Here is a 16,442-nt window from a genome sequence, read left to right as displayed (position 1 = left end):
TCATACCTTGACGGTCGGGATGTTGGTGGTGGCCGCGAGCACGTGCAGCCTCTCCGATCCTTCCCGATCGGGACGGATGGATGCCACCAGGGTGGCGATCACGCCGACGACGGCGATCACTCCCGAGTAGACCACCACGGGCCAGAATGCGCCACCTGCTGCGGCCACGAGGGCGGCGCAGATGAGCGGGGCGAATCCGCCGCCGACATCCGCCCGCCGACTCCCCATGGACTCGGCGAGTCCATGGGCCACGGGGTATGGACTCGCCGAATCCCCATGGATTCGCCGGTGTCACCGTGGATTCGCCGGTGTCACCGCGGGAGCGCGCGGCTCTCTGGCCCAGTCGCCCGAGACGATGAACCGTTCGAGGACGGCGGCCGGCTCGGCCAGGTCGAGTCCGCGTCCGGCGACCCAGGCGTCGTCGTAGTACGTGTGCCGGTACCGGTCGCCGCGGTCGCACAGCAGCGAAACCACGCTGCCGGTCTCGCCGTGGTGCAGCATGTCGGCAATCAGCCCGAATGCTGCCCAGAGGTTCGTGCCGGTGGACGCACCGCCGCGAAAGCCGGTGCGCGCTGCGAGGAACCGCATCGCAGCGATGGATGCGGCATCGGGCACCTGCACCATGTGATCGACGATCTGCGGCAGAAAACTCGGCTCGACGCGGTTGCGGCCGATGCCCTCGATGCGGCTCGCGCCTGTCGTGTGCACGTCGCGTGAGCCGGTGTCCCATGCCTCGAAGAACGCCGAGTTCTCGGGGTCTGCCACACACAGCTGCGTGGGATGCCGCAGGTAGCGCACGTATCGTCCGATCGTCGCGCTCGTCCCGCCCGTGCCCGCACCCACGACGATCCAGCGCGGGATCGGGTGCCGCTCCTGCGCGAGCTGCTCGAAGATCGACTCGGCGATGTTGTTGTTGCCGCGCCAGTCGGTGGCCCGCTCCGCGAAGGTGAACTGGTCCATGTAGTGCCCGCCCGACTCGGCGGCAAGGCCCGCAGCCTCGTCGTACACGCGGGCCGCGTCGTCGACGAAATGGCAGCGGCCCCCGTAGAACTCGATGAGCTCGATCTTCTCCTGCGTGGTCGTGCGCGGGATCACGGCGACGAAGGGCAGCCCCAGCATCCGGGCGAAATAGGCCTCCGAGACGGCCGTGGATCCGCTCGAGGACTCGACGATCGTCGTGCCCTCGACGATCCAGCCGTTGCACAGACCGTAGAGGAACAGCGAGCGGGCCAGCCGGTGCTTGAGGCTGCCGGTCGGGTGTGTCGATTCGTCTTTCAGGTACAGCTCGATGCCCCAGTCCTCGGGCAGGGGGACCGACAGCAGATGAGTGTCGCTGGAGCGGTTCGCGTCGGCTTCGACCTTGCGCACCGCCTCGCTCACCCATGCGCGTGTACGCCGTGCCTGGTCCAGATCGTGCATCTTCGCTCCTCGTCCGCTGCGAGCCTAGTCGCTAGCATCTGATCCGTGACCAGTGACGACAGCCCCGAGGTTGAGACACCGCACGAGAGTGATCCGCCGGCGGCGCGCCTGCAGCGCATGTTCGGCGCCGAACGCGCCAAGGCGTTCATCGATGCGGTCGTCGCGATCGCGATGACGCTGCTGATCCTGCCGCTCATGGAGAGCGTGACCAGCGTCTCAGAACAGGGCGGAGGGGCTGCGCACTGGTTCGACGTGCACCAGTGGCAGCTGATCACCTTCGTCATCAGCTTCGCGGTGATCGCCAGCTTCTGGCTCAACCATCACCACCTGTTCGCCCGCGTGCACAGTGTCTCGACGGCGCTGCTGTGGGTCAGCTGCGCCTGGCTGCTGACGATCGTGTGGATGCCGATCGCCACGGCGATGACCGGCAGCATGAGCACCAACGATCCGCTCGTGAAGATCGTCTACATCGGCAGCATGTTCGCGGCGAGCCTGCTGATGCTGGCCCAGTGCCTCGTGCTGCAGGCGAATCCGTGGCTGCATGACGTGCCCGGACCGGAGCTGCGCCGCGCGATCGCGGGCGAGATCACCACGGCGCTGTTGTTCGTCGTGTCGCTTGCCGTCTCGCTGATTCCGGCGGTGGGTCTGCTCGCGCTGTTCCTCATGATGCTCACCGGCCCCGTGTATCGGATCTTCGCGCGTCTGCTGGGGGCTCGGCCTCGCGGCTCGAAGCGGGCACGCGCCCGCCACTGACCGGTCGCAGGCCGATCGGTCACATGATCCGGAAGAACATCGACGCCCACACGACCAGGAAGATGCCGGCGATCACGAACGTGACGACCGGCACGCGGCGCCGCAGGCGGCGTCCCCTCGGGGCGACGATCGGCGGCGGGGGAGTGAGCATGGCGGGTGCGGCGAAGGGGTGGTCCGGGGTGGATGCCGTGCCGGCGGCGGGCACCGCGGCGGCCGGTGCCGCGGCATCCCGCACCGCGTGGTCGTCGCGCCAGCGCGCCCACTGCGCCATCTTGTCGAGGATCGCGCCGACGGTGGCGAACAGCCACGCCCACGTCGCCGGGTCCAGGGTCGACAGGTCGCGCTGCGCGTACAGGAACAGCCAGTCGTCGACGATCTCGACGTCCAGGGCCGCGGCATGGTCGACGAAGCGCGCCATGATGTCGGGCGTGAACAGATACAGCGCGTCGCGCTCGTAGCCCTCGGGGCAGTACAGGGCGAAGTGCTTGTCGAAGTCGCCCTCGAGGCTCAGCCGCTGATCGCGCGAGAACGAGGCGGGCAGATTCGATCCGAACAGCGCGTTGTTGCTCGTGGCGTCCAGCACGATGTTCGGCAACGGCACGTCGAGCTTGATCGCGACGTATCCCCAGCGGTGTGTGGTCTGCTCTTTGCCCGACCCCGTCGTGTAGCGGTAGTTGCCGAACTCGACGAAGCGCGGCTGGTCGCCGCGCACCAGGTCCGACGAGGTGCGGCTGCTGCCCACCTGGAAGATCATGCCCGGCAGCTCGGGCGCGGCCATGCCCGGGTCGTAGGTCATCGCGTTCGCTCGGGCGAAGTTCGCGAGCCGGAACGTGCGGATTGCGCCGGTGCCCCGCACCAGGTGCGCGATGGCCGCTACCAGCGCGCCGACGAACACCAGCACCATGATGATCGGCACGATGGCGAACAGTCCTCCCAGGCCGCCGCCCATGCTCGTGGCGGCTGAGATGAACCCGACGAACACCGTGCTGCCGACTGAGAGGAACATCACCGCGATCACGACGATCATGACGATGCCGATGATCTGCTGCCCACTGCGTCCGCCGCCGTTCGCGCGCAGCTGCCGGGCGAAGGCCCGCGCGGCTGCCTTGTCGACCGGGTCGGTCAGCGGTCGGGGATCGAAGGATGCCGTGGCCTGCCTCATCGGTTCACCTCGTCGCCGTCCCAGGCCAGATCGGCGTCGGCCGGGATCTGCGCAACCTCCAGCCGAGGGTCGGCGACGATCGCCGCGACGAGGTCGGCGGTGCCGGCGACGATCGTTGAGTCCCAGTCGATCTCGGTGACCAGGACCCAGGCGCGGTCGTCGGGCCAGACGAGGCTCGGAGAGGCCGGGTCGGGCCACCCGGACGCGTGCTGCCAGGGCACGTGTTCGGCCCAGTGGTCGTCGGCGAACTCGGCGATGCCGCCGTGGAACAGCACGTAGTCGCGGTTCGGCAGGGTGAAGCGCGGGCCGCGGGAGATCTCGTCCGACAGCACGCCCGGCTGCCACGTCGGCTTCTGGAACGGGTTGTTGAAGAAGTCGCGGAAAGACAGCGACACGAACCTGCGGTGCCGGTTGGCGACTGCGTCGGGCGAGCCGGCATCGTCGTGGCCGTCGGGCGCGTCGGCGGCTGCGTCGCCGTCGGTCTGGTCGACCGGCGTGTATTCGGCGTAGCGCCGAGGCAGGCCTCCGCCGAACGTGCCTCCGCCGAACAGACCGGACGGCGCCACCTGCATCGTGCCGACCAGGCCGCCCCAGCCTTCCCAGATCGCGATGCCTCCGGCATCCGGCGTCGTCGTGTGCGCCTGCAGGATCTGCGCGAGCGCGGTCAGATCGGTGGATTCCAGGTGGCCTTCGCGCGGTGCGTCGTAACGCCAGCCGTCGGTGTCGCGCGGCCCGGCTCCGCTGCCGTAGGGCTCGGTGCGGCCGATGAGCCTTCCCCATTGCGCGGTCGGGTGCATGGTGGTGCCGAAGGCGCGGGCGACCTCTGCCCACCGCACACGTTCGGTGTCGATCTCTGGGCCGTCGGCGGTGAATGCCTCCCACGCGGCGCGGGCCCCGGCATCCTCGCCGTCTGCGGGCCACGCGCGCCCGACCGGACGCTCGCGATATGCCGGGTGGAAGACGCGCGCGTAGGCGGCGAACCCGCGCGGCACGGCGTCGTGCATTGTTCCCCGCCAGGGGTCGTCGATGCGCTCGCGAAGCCAGTCGCCGACCGCGACATCCTGCGTCCACTCCATCCGCCCACGCTACCGGGCGGCGCCCTCGGTGCCGGCGACGCGTGCACAGCTGCGGGGATTCCGATCGACACGCCGCTCGGTCCGCACGCCGCCCGGCGTGGCGGTGCCGATCCCCGCAGCCGTGCACGCACACTCCCACGCAGCCCGGCGGGCGGCGGGCGAGGAGGGGAGCCTTCCAATGGTGCCGATCGTCGATCAGAACCGGTCGAAGATTCGACCCGAACGGCGCGGATGCTCTCGATAACCTATGGCGTACCGATCAAACCTCGATGAGGAGGCTTTCTTGAGTACTCGAACGCACACCTGCACAGGCGTGGCGCTGGCGGCTCTTCTCGCGGTCGGCGTGGCGCTGACCCCGACCGCGGCGGCCACCGCTGCACCGTCGCCGGCCACCGCGACAGCTGTTCCTGCCGCCGCTGCCGACGACAGTGTCGACGACGCGACGGTGGTCCCGGTCCACATCAGCGGCGACCCGGCCAAGCGATGGAACCTCGTCGTCCTCGGCGACGGGTTCACCGCCGGCGAGATGGACCAGTTCGACGCCGCCGTGGAGCGGCACCTGAACGTCATGTGGAGCCTGGAGCCCTATCGCAGCTACAAGAACTACATCAACGTCTACGCGGTGCAGATCCCCTCAGTGGACTCGGGCACCTCATGCGAGGACGGTCCGAACGGCACGCGGCTGAACACGCCCCTGAACATGCAGTTCTGGAGCGGGTGCCGCACCAGCGGTGTCGAGCGACTGCTGGTCATGAACAACACCGCCGCCAAGAAGTATGCGGCGCTGGCGCCCAAGGCCGACCAGATCCTGGCCCTGTCGAACAGCTCGCTGTACGGCGGTGCCGGCGGATCGTACGCCACGGCCAGCGCGAACAACGCGATGTCGGCGCTTATCTCGCCCCACGAGCTCGGCCACTCGTTCGGCAAGCTGCAGGACGAATACGACTACTACAGCCGCGGTGTCACGACCGGTGACTACACCGGCGGCGAGCCATCGTCGAAGCACCACACGATCATGTCGGTCGATCAGATGGCGCAGACCCAGAGCAAGTGGTGGCGCTGGCTCGGCGACTTCAGCGAGTCGGGCGGCGTGATCGACCGCTACGAAGGCGGGCAGTATTACAGCACCGGCATCTGGCGTCCGAGCCAGCACAGCATGATGAAGTCGCTCGGGTTCTACATGGACCAGGTCTCGCGCGAGATCGTGGCCGCGAACATCTCGGCGTCCATCTCTCTGGTGGACCAGTCGACCCCGACCGATGCGCCCGTCGCGCGTGACGGCAAGATCTACGTCGACACCGTCTATCCCGTCTATCACGCGCTCGATGTCGCGTGGTCGGTCAACGGCACCGAGGTCTCTGCCGTTCGCGGAGACCGGGTCGTGGACATGGACGCGATCAAGGCGAAGCCCGGTGACGTCGTTCAGGCGCGCATCGTCGACCCGACCGAGTTCGTGCGCGATCCGCAGCTGCGCGAGTCCAAGATGACCGAGACGCTCTCGTGGACCGTCGGTGACCAGGCCTTCTCGGGCGAGGATGTCGCAGCCGGCATGATCCGTCGGCACTCGCCGAACGACGCCCCGGTCGGCGCGAAGGACATGCTGTGGGTGCACACCAGCCACCCGAACAGCGATCGTCAGGTGATCGAGTGGCGGATCGACCAGGGCACGCCCGGAGGCGCACTGCTGGCCCGCGGACCGCAGCTGGACCTGTCGACGCAGCAGCTGCCGGCAGGGGCGACGGTGAAGGTGTCGGTCTTCGACCGCACCGACCGCCATGCGATGGCCGAAGTGCGCTGGAAGGTCGACAACGCCGCACCCGGCACCGAGCCGGAGATCGGCGAGGCGGTCTCATCCGACGTGGACGCAGACGGAGTGCGGCACTACGTCGCCGACGACACCTTCACGATGGACCTCAAGGGAACCGATGACCAGGACGGCTACATCGTGAGCGAGTTCCGTGTCGACGGTGACGGATGGCACCACTACTACGGGTGGCCGAGCGACTCCACTGCGCCCTTCCGGTTCACGCCGACGGGGCTGAACGTGGACGATCTGATCTACGGCAACCTGGGCACGGACGGCATCTCGCTGTCGCCGTTCCACGAGCGCACTCCCGGCTACGGCACGCACGAGATCGAGTACCGCTCGATCGATGCGGCCGGCAATATCGCCGGCGCCGGCACGTTCCGTGTGACCGTCCGCGATCCGAAGGCGTCGGTCGACCCGACGCTGTCGGCCACGGCGTTCGCACAGTGCCGCGATGGTCGCATCGGCGTCGACGTGTCGGTCACGAACACGGGCACGGATGCTGTGGCCGCGACGGCGACGGGCGCGATCGGCAGTGCTGCCCTGGGCAGCATCGCTGCCGGGTCCACCGCAACGGCCACGATCGGCACCGACCGCCTCGCCGTCGAGAACGGCGAGATCACGATCGCTGCGACCGGCTCGACACCGGTGAGCATCACCATCCCGCAGAACCGGTACGCCTGCCACGCCTGAGCGACGGACGGCTGACCCTGCCGCCCCCGTGCCGCAACGGCCGGGGGCGGCAGGGTCTTCTGCGCGTGACGTCTGCAGGCGGCGGGTACGTCAGGCGAGGGCGGGCTCACGCTCGGTGATCCATTCGCGCACGAGGTGCGCGACCTCGGTCCAGCCCGCATCCATGGTGAGCGAATGCCCACGGCCCTCGACCTTGATGAAGTCGGTGCGCGACGGGTTGTCGGCGTACAGCTTGACCACGGCCTCGGTCACCTTCAGCGGCACCGTGTGGTCTTCGGTGCCGCTGATCAGCAGCAGCGGACCGCGGACCGCGTTGTGCGTGTCGACGGCAGCGGGCGAGTCGCGGACGAAGGGCGCTGTCGCGTCCTCGAACAGGGGGCGTCCTGGACCGGGGATCGCCCACGCCTCATGCAACGCATTCGACTCTTCGTCGCTGAGTGTGTTTCCGAAACTGTATTTGAACTGTTCGGCCGTCAGGGCGACCGTGCGCTTGCGGTTCGCGGGGTTGCCCAGCACTGGGAACGCGGAGCGCAGTTGCGAGAAGGGAAGGATCTTGACGCCCTTGACAGGTGCCGGATCGATCGCAACCGCGGCCGTCGCGTATCCGTTCGCGAGCAGTTCCTGGGCGATCAGCCCGCCGAACGAATGGCCGATCACGATTGGCTTGACCGGCATGTCGTCGATCAGGTCGGCGTAGTGGCGGCAGATCGCGGCAATGCCGACATCGTCCAGCGATTCCGGATGGTCTCGCGTGGCCTGGACCGTCTCACCGTCACCGGGCCAGCCGGGGGCCGACGTGGCATGGCCGGATGCCTCGAACAGATCCTGCCATGCGCGCCACGCGCTTGCATGGATCCACAGTCCGTGGATGAACATCACGGGTAAGCGTTTCGCGGGGGTTGTCTCTGACATGAACTGCTCCTTCTCTGTGGCCGCACGCTCTGTGCCCGTGCGTGCGGGATGGGCTACAGCGTCTGGATGAGCCCGCCGTCGACGCGGAAGTCGGCGCCGGTCACGTTGCCGAAGCGGCCGCTGGCGAGGATGACGACGAGGTCGGCCACTTCATCCGGACGCGTGAATCGGCCCGTGATTGCTTGGGCAGCAGCGGCCGCCGCCACGTCTGCCGGCGTGGCGTGCTCCGCCGCCGCCACGGTGCGAGCGACTCCCGTCTCACCCAGCCACAACGCGGTCTCGACCGGGCCGGGGCTGACGGTGTTGAGCCGGATGCCTTTACCGCCGAGCTCCTTCGAGAGCGACTTCGAGAGATTGCCCAGCGCCGCCTTCGCAGCCGAGTAATCGATCACGAGGGGGTCGGGGAGCATAGCGTTGACGGAATCGACCGTCACGACGCTGCCGCCTCCGTTGCGGATCAGCTGTGGGATCGCGGCACGGAGCGCCCGGACGGCGGCCATCAGTGTCAGATTGAGCGTCTGCAGCCATTCCTGATCCGAGACGGCGACGAAACCCGCCGGCCGAGGCGTCACGGCCCCGACATTGTTGATCAGGATGCTGAACCCGCCGCTGTCGGTGGCGCGACGAATGAGATCTGCCGGGCCGTCGGCTGTGGACAGGTCGACGGCTTCGAACTGCACCCTGCCGCCTGCCACCAGGTCGGCAAGCTCTGCGCTGAGAGTCCGGGCGCCGGCGACGACCTCCGCGCCTTCGTCGACGAGTGTCTTCGTCACCGCGAGGCCGATGCCTTTGCTGGCCCCGGTGACGACTGCTCTGGTGCCCGCCAGATGAAGGTCCATCCCGTTCGCCTATCGTCGACCCACGCAGAGGGTGCGAAATCCCGATCATGGTAGACGGACTGGTCTATCTGGTCAGATGACAGTATGGACCTGAAGATCGGCGTGGGCAAGGGGGAGATCGATGGTCGAACAGATCACGACGGCAACAGCATCCACCGGCGCGCCATCGGCCGCGCGGGACCGGATCCTGACGACGGCGACCGCGCTGTTCACATCCACGGGCATCCGGGCAGTCGGCGTGGACCGGCTTATCGCCGAGTCGAACGTCGCGCGTGCAACCTTCTTTCGGCACTTCCCGACGAAAGACGACCTTGTCATCGCGTTTCTCGACGCGCAGGCCGCCGAGACGCGTCGCCGGCTGACGGCCACGCGCGAGCGCCGGGGAGCTCGTGCGCTGCTGGACGAGATCGTGTCGCACGCGAAGGCGGGGATGGCGTCCGAGGGCTTCCGCGGCAGCGAGTTCATCAACACAGCAGCCGAGTACAGCGACCCCGAGCACCGCGTGCGTGGTGTCGTCGATCGCCACCGGGCATGGCTGCGCGACGTCATGGCCGACGCATTGCGCGAACTCGGTCACCCCGCGCCCGATGCTGCAGCAGAGGTGCTCTTGGCCATGCGTACGGGAGCCCTGGTCGCCTCGTCGTTGGAAGGCTTCCACGACACCGAGGGCGTCTTCGACTCCGTGTGGTGGGCGCTCGTCGACCAGCGGTGACGACGGTCGGCGGCAGGGCGCGGCATCCGATAGACTGTCAAGGTTGTCTGGCGTGACATGCGTCGGATGACGTGCAACACACCCTCCTGCTCACGGGAAATCCCCGCGAGCCGTTCTAGTCCGAAGGAGGTGGGTTAGTGACGCACCAGTACGAACTCATGGTCATCTTGAACCCCGAGATCGATGAGCGCCAGGTTTCAACGCACCTGGACAAGTTCCTCAAGGTCATCACCGATGCCAAGGGAACGATCGAGAATGTCGACATCTGGGGTCGCCGCCGTCTGGCGTACGAGATCCAGAAGAAGACCGAGGGCATCTACGCCGTCGTCGACTTCACCGCCACCAGCGAGGCCACGCAGGAGCTCGACCGTCAGCTCAAGCTGAACGAGCTCGTGATGCGCACCAAGGTGCTGCGCGCCGAAGAGGCGATCGCTCAGGTCGCCGCCGAGAAGCAGCGCTCCGAAGCGAAGGCCGCCCGCAAGGCGACCGCAGGCGCGAAGGCGTAACGACGATGGCCGGCGAGACGATCATCACCGTCGTGGGAAACCTCACGGCTGACCCCGAACTGCGCTACACGCAGTCGGGCCTGCCCGTCGCGAACTTCACGATCGCGTCGACGCCGCGCACCTTCGACCGTCAGGCGAACGAGTGGAAGGACGGCGAGGCGCTGTTCCTGCGCGCGAGCGTGTGGCGCGAGTTCGCCGAGCACGTCGCGGGCTCGCTGACCAAGGGCTCCCGGGTGATCGCATCCGGTCGCCTGAAGCAGCGCTCCTACCAGGATCGCGAGGGCAACAACCGCACGTCCATCGAGCTGGAGGTCGACGAGATCGGCCCCTCGCTGCGCTACGCGACCGCTCAGGTCACGCGCGCGGCCTCGTCGGGCGGTGGCGCTCAGCGTCAGCAGCAGGTGTCCGAAGAGCCGTGGGCGACCCCCGGGTCCTCGAACGGCGGCGCGACCGGCGGTGCCGGTGGCGCAGACGCCTGGAGCACGCCCGGCAACTACGGCGACGACACCCCGTTCTGATCTGCCGCTCGTTGAGAGAGCCCGCGCGCAGCGCGAGCGAGTCGAAACGCGCAGGGCGACCAGAGCGCCCGGTCGAGGCATCCTCGCAAAGAATTCTCATCTGATCTCAATCAATACAAGGAAACAACATGGCTGGAAAGTCGAGCGGCGACCGCCGCAAGCCGCGGAAGGGCGCGAAGAACGCCGCTCCCGCGAAGTCGATCCGTGTCGGCGTCATTGACTACAAGGACGTCGCCACCCTCCGCAAGTTCATCTCGGAGCGCGGAAAGATCCGCGCCCGTCGTATCACCGGTGTCTCCGTGCAGGAACAGCGCCTCATCGCCCGCGCCATCAAGAACGCGCGCGAGATGGCCCTTCTGCCCTACGCCGGCGCCGGCCGCTAAGGAGCACCCTGATGGCAAAACTGATTCTCACGAATGAGGTCGCAGGTCTCGGCAGCGCCGGTGACGTGGTCGAGGTCAAGAACGGGTACGCCCGCAACTACCTCATCCCCCAGGGTTTCGCGGTGACGTGGAGTCGCGGTGGCGAGAAGCAGGTGGCGTCGATTCGCGCCGCCCGTGACTCCCGTGCGATCCACGACCACGAAGAGGCCGTGGCCCTCAAGGACGCCCTCGAGTCGAACAAGGTCAAGCTGACCATGAAGGCCGGTGCCGAAGGCCGTCTGTTCGGCGCCGTCAAGACCGGCGACATCGCCGACGCGGTCAAGGCCGCCGGTCTGGGCGACCTGGACAAGCGCAAGATCCACATCACCGCGCCGATCAAGGCCATCGGTGAGCACGAGGCGACGATTCGTCTGCGCGACGAACTGACCGCCGTGATCACGCTGCAGGTCGTCGCCGCCAAGTAAGGCTGCGCCCGCTGCACAAGGGCCGTCGACCTTCGGGTCGGCGGCCCTTTGCGTGTGCATGGGTCGGACTGTGCGCGTCGTCCGGCCCAGGTCGGAGACCGCCCCGGACCCGGCCCGGACCCGCCTGGACCCCGGGGCGAAAGCTGCACTTTCCTGCTGATGCGCCAGGAAAAACGGAGCGCATCAGCAGGAAAGTGCAGCATGAGGGTCGGTGCCGCGCGCTGTCGCGCTGGCGGGCTGGCGGGCGGCGCCAGGCAGGGGAGTCTCACTGAGACGGCGCAATGGATGCCGCGGGCCGTGTTCTGGGACGACCCGCGGCATCTGCCGCAATCGCTTCAGGCCGGGTCGCGCGTGCCCAGGCATGTGCGCGCGCGACCCGAGTCCTTACGCCGTGCGGCGCCTGCGGAGTGCGGGGAGCGCTCCGAGGATGAGGAGCCCGAGTCCGGCCAGGAGCGCACCCATCGGCAGTGCCCCGCCGGTTTCGGCGAGCTCTCCAGTCGTTGAAACCGGAGCGGCGAGGTTTTGTGTGGTGTCCGTCACTGCTGCGGGTTCGATGGTGGGTCCACTCGGGTTGGTGCCCGGGTTGGTGCCGGGGTTGGTCCCCGGGTTGGTCCCCGGGTTGGTGCCCGGGTTCGTTCCGGGGTTGGTGCCCGGGTTCGTGCCGGGGTTCGTGCCGGGGTTCGTGCCGGGGTTGGTGCCGGGGTTGGTGCCCGGGTTCGTGCCCGGGTTGGTGCCCGGGGCGCCGGGGTCGGTGACGGTCGTGCTGTCACCGATGACCGAGATCGCGTTGTCGCCGATCGTGATCGGGACGTTCACCGGCAGCGCGATCTGCGTGCCGCTGAGGATCCCGCCGGTGCCCGAGGTGAGGATCTCCCCAAGACCGCCAAGACCGCCAAGGCCGCCCAGCGTCGTCCCGTCTGCCGGAGTGGTGCCTGTCGCCCCGGTGGTGGTGGTTTGGCTGTCGCCGATCACGGCGAGGGCGTTGCCGCTGGCGGTGATGGGTGCGGTGATGGGTGCGAGCGCCTGGGTGCCGCTGAGGGGGCCGTCGGTGCCGTCGGTGAAGGCGTCGCCGAGCTGGCTGGCGGCTGGCGCCGGAGTGGTGCCTGTCGTCCCGGTGGTTTGGCTGTCGCCGATCACCGAGAGGGCGTTGCCGCTGGCGGTGATGGGTGCGGTGATGGGTGCGAGCGCCTGGGTGCCGCTGAGGGGGCCGTCGGTGCCGTCGGTGAAGGCGTCGCCGAGCTGGCCGGTGTCCGATGCCGGAGTGGTGCCTGTCGTCCCGGTGGCCTGGCTGTCGCCGATCGCGGAGAGGGCGTTGCCGTCGACGGCCACTGGGATGGTGACTGGCGCGTCGACCTGCGTGCCGCTGGCTACGCCGTCGGTGCCGTCGGTGATCGCCTCCGACGAGGCGGTGGGAGCGGTTGCGGCATCCGCCGTCGCGTCGGTCGTGTCCGCCGGTGCCTGCGTCGTCGCCGATTGGCTGTCGCCGAAGAGCGAAATCGCATTGCCGCTCACGGTGACGGGCGCATCGATGCCGATCGGCGCCTGCGTGCCCGAGAGCACACCGTCTGCACCCGACGTCGAGACGGCGACCGGTGCCGGTGCCGGCGCCGGGGCCGGTGCGGTGGTCGACGAACCCGAGTTCTCGGCGGTGGGATCGCCGATCAGCGAAACCGCAGTGCCGGTCACGGTGATCGGCGCGCGGACGGTGATGGCCGCCTGCGACCCCGAGCCGGTGCCCTCCTGGCCGGACGTGGTCGCAGACGGAGTTGCAGACGTCGTATCGGCCGGCTGTGTGGCCGGCGCGGCGTCAGTCGTTCCCGCGAGGGTGTCGCCGATCGCCGAGATGGCGTTGCCGACGACGCTCACGGGAGCGTTGAGTGAGATGACGCTTTGGGTTCCCGACAGAATTCCGCCGTCCCCCGTCGTCTCGGCCGCATTGGCGGCCATGCTGCCGGCGAGCGTGATGCCCCCGGCAAGAAGCGTGCCCAACAGGGCGCGCTTGACAAACGTATTCATGAGAAAGTCCTTCCTGGACTGATCGAATCGACCGCGGGCGAAGGCGCGCGGGAACCATGGCCGCAACGGGGCGGCAGGTTCAGCGATCAGTCAGGAGAGACGTCGGTGGCGTAGGTCGGCGCGACCGGTGAATGGGCATCGTCGAGTCGTCCGCTGCGCGTCCAGGCACGGTGCGCGAAGAGGAAGCCGACGGCCATCACAGCCGCGACGCCGGCTCCGAAACCACCGGAGCCAGACAGACAGGAACCGGCCGGAGCACATGCCCCGAGGCCGAAAGAGTCCCCGGTGACGGGCGGGAAGGATGCCGTTCCCGGGCCCGTGCGCGGAACAAGCGCCGCACCCACGGCGCTGACGGCCGTCACCGCGTGGAACCACGCAGCCGTCGCCGTTTCAGTGGATGCTGCAACCGCCGCGATCGCAGCGAATCCGACGGTGCTCGCGCCAGGCGCGGCGGTGCCGGAGCCGAGTTGGCCGGGCAGGATGCCCACTGACGGGAGACCGGGCCCGCCGACGCCTCCAGCGGGCGGCTGTGCCGGCTGCAGGATCGAGCCGCCGGGAAGGGTGGAAACGGGCTCGGTCACCGTTGCAGCTGTGCCGGAGGCGACGTGGTCGACCGCTCCGGTCACGGTGGTGAGTGTGTCGCCGAGCGCCGATGTCGTCTGCTGCAGCGTGCCGTTCAGATCGAGCGACGAGACGACATCGCCGACCACGGGCACCTGCTCCACGGCCGACACGACGGGCGCCACAGCCTTCACGACCGTTGTCAGCGTTGAGGTGACCGGCTGCACGACTGATGTGACGACTCCCTTGTCGATCACTGTCGTGACGGGCTGGACGACCGGCTTGACGACCTTCTCGACCGGCGCAAGCACGGGTTTGGTGATCGTGGTCACGGCCTTCACGACGGGTGCGATCACCGGCGCGGTCGTGACGGTGGTGGTTGCGGCATCCGTGACCGAGCCCAGGGTGCCGTCAACAGCGTCGGTGACGGCGGTCAGTCTCGCGGTTCCGGTCGAGACCGTGTCGTCGACGGTGCCGAGCACCGACCCGACGAGGCTCGACAGTCCGTGCGTGGGGGAGCCGTCGGAGTCATCGGCGGCGTGGGCGCCATTCGCGGCGAGGCCGAACAGGACGGCTGCGAGGATCCAGGCGAACGCGAGCGCAACGCCCGCGACAGCGAGCACCGTCGCTCGCCGCATCAGCGGTGACAGGGTCACGCTCACCTCCCCCGAGAAGCAATGCCTGCGCACACGGATGCGTGCGCGATGAGGGTGCCTGGACTGCATACGTTACCTCTCGGCTCCGTGCCTGTCCAGTGGATTCCCAGGATGTCGCCGCCTTCGCGCGCGCGGACTTGTGGTCTGCGTCGACTTGTGTATAACTCCCGCATTCGTGGGAACCTTCAACTCGCTCTTGAAGTAGAGTTTCATCCACAGGGTGTGAATCCTGAAAGCCCTGGTCAGTAGCTAGAAAAAAGTCTGAATTCGCGAATTACACAGGTGTTGTCCACAGGCGCTGTACACAGGACTCGCGGCGTTTCTCGCAATCTCTCCACATAGTTATCCACAGGGCGAGTTGCACCCTTCGCGGGTCGTATCTAGCGTGGGTCACTGGCTCGACCGGGGGAGGCATCCGTCGTGGAGGAGGGATGTCTGAGGCCTGTGATCTGCTGTGTTCACGGGCGGCCGCGGCATCCATCGACGACGGCGAGGGATCCGACTCGGATCATGATTCGCCAGAGGACATACGCGCAGCCAACGCTCGTGGCAAGAGCTCGGCCCAGCAGGAGAGGACGGACGACGTGTCGATCGCGGACATCTCCGATGAGCGCCTGGGGGCGCCGCGGGAACCGGAGCGCACGCCACCGCACGACATCCTCGCCGAACAGAGTGCGCTGGGCGGGATGCTGCTGTCGAAGGATGCCGTCGCCGACGTCATCGAGAGTCTGCGCGGCACGGACTTCTATGTGCCCAAGCATGAGCTGATCTTCGAGGCGATCCTCAATCTGTACTCGCACGGTGAGCCCACCGATGTGATCACGGTCACCGACGAGCTCATCAAGACCGGCGACCTGCAACGGGCCGGCGGTGCGGACTACCTGCATACGCTGACCTCGATCGTGCCGACCGCCGCCAACGCCGGCTATTACGCATCGATCGTCTCGGAGCGCGCGCTGCTGCGCCGCCTCGTCGAGGCGGGCACCCGCATCGTGCAGATGGGCTACAACGGCCAGGGCGAGGCGCTCGATCTGGTCAACAGTGCGCAGTCCGAGATCTACGGGGTGACCGGGGTCGAGGCATCCGAAGACTACGTGCCGCTGACGATCGCCGTCGATGCCGCCGTCGACGAGATCGAGGCCGCTCGCGGGCGCGACGGTCAGATGACCGGCATCCCGACCGGGTTCCGCGAGCTCGACGACCTGACCAACGGCCTGCACGCCGGACAGATGATCGTGGTGGCCGCCCGACCTGCGATGGGCAAGTCGACACTGGCTCTGGACTTTGCCAGGTCGGCGGCGATAAAGCACGAAATGCCCACCATCTTCTTCTCGCTCGAGATGGGGCGCAGCGAGATCGCGATGCGTCTACTGTCGGCTGAGGGCGCGATCCCGCTGCAGAACATGCGCAAGGGCACACTCGACCAGCGCGACTGGACGACCGTCGCCTCCGTGCGCGGGCGCATCAACGACGCGCCGCTCTACATCGACGACAGCCCCAACATGTCGCTGGTCGAGATCCGCGCGAAGTGTCGGCGGCTCAAGCAGCGCGTCGGGCTGAAGATGGTCGTGATCGACTACCTGCAGCTGATGTCCAGCGGCAAGCGGGTCGAGTCGCGTCAGCAAGAGGTCAGCGAGTTCTCGCGAGCGCTGAAGCTGCTCGCGAAGGAGCTGCAGGTGCCGGTGATCGCACTGTCGCAGCTGAACCGTGGTCCCGAGCAGCGGCAGGACAAGAAGCCGCAGGTGTCGGACTTGCGTGAGTCGGGCTCGATCGAGCAGGACGCCGACATGGTGATCCTGCTGCATCGTGAGTCGGTCTACGACAAAGACAGCCGGCCCGGCGAGGCCGACCTGATCGTGGCCAAGCACCGAAACGGTCCGACCGCGACGATCGAGATCGCCTTCCAGGGCCACTTCTCGCGCTTCGCCGACATGGCTCCCGCGGGCGACTTCCAGTAGCTGCCCA

General features: G+C 68.0%; 16 protein-coding genes. 8 read left to right on the top strand and 8 right to left on the bottom strand.

The window, feature by feature from the left end:
- On the bottom strand, positions 1-228 hold the full coding sequence (locus QU603_RS16230; protein ID WP_308492421.1) for a hypothetical protein: 228 nt from the start codon (positions 226-228) through the stop codon (positions 1-3).
- A 63-nt stretch (positions 229-291) separates the two neighbouring features.
- Positions 292-1,419, bottom strand: a complete 1,128-nt coding sequence (cds1, locus tag QU603_RS16225; RefSeq protein WP_308492420.1) for an L-cysteine desulfhydrase Cds1 — start codon at positions 1,417-1,419, stop codon at positions 292-294.
- A 45-nt stretch (positions 1,420-1,464) separates the two neighbouring features.
- On the opposite strand from cds1, the gene QU603_RS16220 reads away from it, so the two are divergent.
- The gene (locus QU603_RS16220; RefSeq protein ID WP_308492419.1) at positions 1,465-2,172 is read left to right on the top strand and encodes a TMEM175 family protein; all 708 of its coding nucleotides are present in this window, start codon (positions 1,465-1,467) and stop codon (positions 2,170-2,172) included.
- 19 nt (positions 2,173-2,191) lie between these two features.
- Here QU603_RS16220 and QU603_RS16215 read toward each other — a convergent pair whose 3' ends face one another.
- Positions 2,192-3,334: a hypothetical protein gene (locus tag QU603_RS16215; RefSeq protein WP_308492418.1), complete on the bottom strand. Its 1,143-nt coding sequence runs from the start codon at positions 3,332-3,334 to the stop codon at positions 2,192-2,194.
- Complete coding sequence (locus QU603_RS16210; protein ID WP_308492417.1) at positions 3,331-4,410, bottom strand: hypothetical protein; 1,080 nt, start codon at positions 4,408-4,410, stop codon at positions 3,331-3,333. Before QU603_RS16210 ends, QU603_RS16215 begins: the two co-directional genes overlap by 4 nt.
- A 283-nt stretch (positions 4,411-4,693) precedes the next feature.
- On the opposite strand from QU603_RS16210, the gene QU603_RS16205 reads away from it, so the two are divergent.
- Complete coding sequence (locus tag QU603_RS16205) at positions 4,694-6,910, top strand: M64 family metallopeptidase (protein WP_308492416.1); 2,217 nt, start codon at positions 4,694-4,696, stop codon at positions 6,908-6,910.
- Positions 6,911-7,000: 90 nt separating this feature from the next.
- Here QU603_RS16205 and QU603_RS16200 read toward each other — a convergent pair whose 3' ends face one another.
- Together QU603_RS16200 and QU603_RS16195 are read right to left on the bottom strand one after the other, a co-directional pair.
- Complete coding sequence (locus QU603_RS16200) at positions 7,001-7,822, bottom strand: alpha/beta hydrolase (RefSeq protein ID WP_308492415.1); 822 nt, start codon at positions 7,820-7,822, stop codon at positions 7,001-7,003.
- A gap of 53 nt (positions 7,823-7,875) precedes the next feature.
- Positions 7,876-8,661 carry an SDR family oxidoreductase gene (locus tag QU603_RS16195; RefSeq protein ID WP_308492414.1) on the bottom strand — a complete coding sequence of 262 codons (786 nt, stop codon included), beginning with the start codon at positions 8,659-8,661 and terminating at the stop codon, positions 7,876-7,878.
- A 121-nt stretch (positions 8,662-8,782) separates the two neighbouring features.
- Here QU603_RS16195 and QU603_RS16190 point away from each other — a divergent pair, with 121 nt between their 5' ends.
- From QU603_RS16190 to rplI, 5 genes are all read left to right on the top strand, one after another.
- Positions 8,783-9,373 (top strand): TetR/AcrR family transcriptional regulator, encoded by a 591-nt coding sequence (locus QU603_RS16190; protein ID WP_308492413.1) that lies wholly within the window; start codon positions 8,783-8,785, stop codon positions 9,371-9,373.
- 137 nt (positions 9,374-9,510) lie between these two features.
- Positions 9,511-9,879, top strand: a complete 369-nt coding sequence (gene rpsF / locus QU603_RS16185; RefSeq protein ID WP_308492412.1) for a 30S ribosomal protein S6 — start codon at positions 9,511-9,513, stop codon at positions 9,877-9,879.
- A 5-nt stretch (positions 9,880-9,884) separates the two neighbouring features.
- Entirely contained in the window at positions 9,885-10,397 is a 513-nt protein-coding gene (locus QU603_RS16180; RefSeq protein WP_308492411.1) for a single-stranded DNA-binding protein, read from the top strand.
- A 128-nt stretch (positions 10,398-10,525) separates the two neighbouring features.
- Entirely contained in the window at positions 10,526-10,780 is a 255-nt protein-coding gene (gene rpsR / locus QU603_RS16175; RefSeq protein ID WP_029146075.1) for a 30S ribosomal protein S18, read from the top strand.
- An 11-nt stretch (positions 10,781-10,791) separates the two neighbouring features.
- Positions 10,792-11,244 (top strand): 50S ribosomal protein L9, encoded by a 453-nt coding sequence (gene rplI, locus QU603_RS16170; RefSeq protein ID WP_308492410.1) that lies wholly within the window; start codon positions 10,792-10,794, stop codon positions 11,242-11,244.
- Between the two features lie 384 nt (positions 11,245-11,628).
- Here rplI and QU603_RS16165 read toward each other — a convergent pair whose 3' ends face one another.
- Positions 11,629-13,260, bottom strand: coding sequence for a chaplin family protein (locus QU603_RS16165; RefSeq protein WP_308492409.1), 1,632 nt, complete (start codon positions 13,258-13,260; stop codon positions 11,629-11,631).
- Positions 13,261-13,346: 86 nt separating this feature from the next.
- On the bottom strand, positions 13,347-14,477 hold the full coding sequence (locus QU603_RS16160) for a hypothetical protein (protein WP_308492408.1): 1,131 nt from the start codon (positions 14,475-14,477) through the stop codon (positions 13,347-13,349).
- 584 nt (positions 14,478-15,061) lie between these two features.
- On the opposite strand from QU603_RS16160, the gene dnaB reads away from it, so the two are divergent.
- Positions 15,062-16,435 carry a replicative DNA helicase gene (gene dnaB / locus QU603_RS16155; protein ID WP_308492407.1) on the top strand — a complete coding sequence of 458 codons (1,374 nt, stop codon included), beginning with the start codon at positions 15,062-15,064 and terminating at the stop codon, positions 16,433-16,435.
- The last annotated feature ends 7 nt before the right edge of the window (positions 16,436-16,442 follow it).

It is taken from the genome of Microbacterium terrisoli, from assembly GCF_030866805.1.
GTDB lineage: Bacteria > Actinomycetota > Actinomycetes > Actinomycetales > Microbacteriaceae > Microbacterium > Microbacterium terrisoli.
This window is presented reverse-complemented; position numbering and strand designations above follow the sequence as displayed.

Coding starts and splice junctions, on each gene's coding strand:
- QU603_RS16190 (WP_308492413.1), top strand. CDS start 8,783: ATGGTCGAACAGATCACGACGGCAACAGCATCCACCGGCGCGCCATCG.
- QU603_RS16210 (WP_308492417.1), bottom strand. CDS start 4,410: ATGGAGTGGACGCAGGATGTCGCGGTCGGCGACTGGCTTCGCGAGCGC.
- QU603_RS16195 (WP_308492414.1), bottom strand. CDS start 8,661: ATGGACCTTCATCTGGCGGGCACCAGAGCAGTCGTCACCGGGGCCAGC.
- rplI (WP_308492410.1), top strand. CDS start 10,792: ATGGCAAAACTGATTCTCACGAATGAGGTCGCAGGTCTCGGCAGCGCC.
- rpsR (WP_029146075.1), top strand. CDS start 10,526: ATGGCTGGAAAGTCGAGCGGCGACCGCCGCAAGCCGCGGAAGGGCGCG.
- QU603_RS16230 (WP_308492421.1), bottom strand. CDS start 228: ATGGGGAGTCGGCGGGCGGATGTCGGCGGCGGATTCGCCCCGCTCATC.
- QU603_RS16180 (WP_308492411.1), top strand. CDS start 9,885: ATGGCCGGCGAGACGATCATCACCGTCGTGGGAAACCTCACGGCTGAC.
- QU603_RS16215 (WP_308492418.1), bottom strand. CDS start 3,334: ATGAGGCAGGCCACGGCATCCTTCGATCCCCGACCGCTGACCGACCCG.
- cds1 (WP_308492420.1), bottom strand. CDS start 1,419: ATGCACGATCTGGACCAGGCACGGCGTACACGCGCATGGGTGAGCGAG.
- QU603_RS16200 (WP_308492415.1), bottom strand. CDS start 7,822: ATGTCAGAGACAACCCCCGCGAAACGCTTACCCGTGATGTTCATCCAC.
- QU603_RS16165 (WP_308492409.1), bottom strand. CDS start 13,260: ATGAATACGTTTGTCAAGCGCGCCCTGTTGGGCACGCTTCTTGCCGGG.